Here is a 972-nt window from a genome sequence, read left to right as displayed (position 1 = left end):
CCGATCTTTGCGATGCCGCCGCGGCCGACCGCGACCACGTCCAGGCCGGAGGCGGCGATCTGTTGCGGCGTCAGCCGCACCACGTCGCCGGCATCGGCATCGGCACCGGCCGTGGTCTTGGGCGCGGGATCGGGCGCTGAGTCATGGCGCGCGGCGTCGGCCGCCGGGGCGGCCTGCCTGTCGCCGGCGCAGGCGCCCGGCAGGAGTGCCAGCAGCAGGCTGGCGGCAAGGGAGATCGGACGGGACAGGTTCATTGGGCCTCCATGAACGGCGCACGCCCTTCCAGGCGGGCCAGTTCGATTTCCGCCGCGACGCGCGCCAGGCGCGCGTCCACGGCGATGCCGCGCGCGGCGATGAGCGCAGCGCGGGTGCTGCGCAGTTCCAGTTGCGTGATGCGACCGGCGTCGACGCCGATGCGGGCCAGGCGGTAGGCATCCTGCGCCGCCGCCACACCGTCGTCGGCGGCGCGTGTACGGCTGCCGGCGGCCTTCAGCGTGGCCAGCGCGGACACGCGGTCGGCGGCGCTGGTGCGACGTTGTCGCTCCAGGCGTGCCTCGGCCGCGCGCCGTTCGGCGCTGGCGGCACGGATGCCGCCGCGGTTGCGATCGAACAGCGGCAGGCTGAGGCTGACGCCGAGCGTGTAGGCGTGGGCGCGGTCTTCGCGGAACCGCGTCTGCGCGGCGGTCAGGCTCAGCTCGGGCAGGGCACGCTTGCGCTCCACCTCGACCTGGCGATCAGCAGCTTCGGCTTCCGCAGCGGCGATGCGCACTGGCAGCGCTGCCGCCTCGGTCGCGCGCGGCGACGGCGGCGTGCGGTCGAGCAGGCTGCCATCAAGGGACTGCACCGGCGTCTCCAGCAGGGCGATCGCCGCCAGGCGCGCCAGCGCCGCGTCGCGGAACGCCTGCGCTTCGTCCAGCGCCGCGGTGGCATCGGCCACTTCGCTGCGCGCCTGCACCGCGCGCAGTCGCGGCT

Annotated in this window: 1 protein-coding gene and 1 pseudogene; both read right to left on the bottom strand. The window is 75.3% G+C overall.

All coding sequences use genetic code 11. The features are described from left to right. Positions 1–254, bottom strand: a pseudogene (locus tag D183_RS0103610) (efflux RND transporter periplasmic adaptor subunit); the annotation flags it as partial. After that, positions 251–972 (bottom strand): TolC family protein (locus D183_RS0103605; protein WP_017907795.1); only part of this gene is annotated, 722 nt, incomplete at its 5' end. The gene D183_RS0103605 and the pseudogene D183_RS0103610, both read right to left, overlap by 4 nt.

It is taken from the genome of Xanthomonas sp. SHU 199 (genome assembly GCF_000364665.1).
GTDB lineage: Bacteria > Pseudomonadota > Gammaproteobacteria > Xanthomonadales > Xanthomonadaceae > Xanthomonas_A > Xanthomonas_A sontii.
Note: the sequence above shows the minus strand (reverse complement) of the source record. Positions and strands in the feature narration are given on the sequence as shown.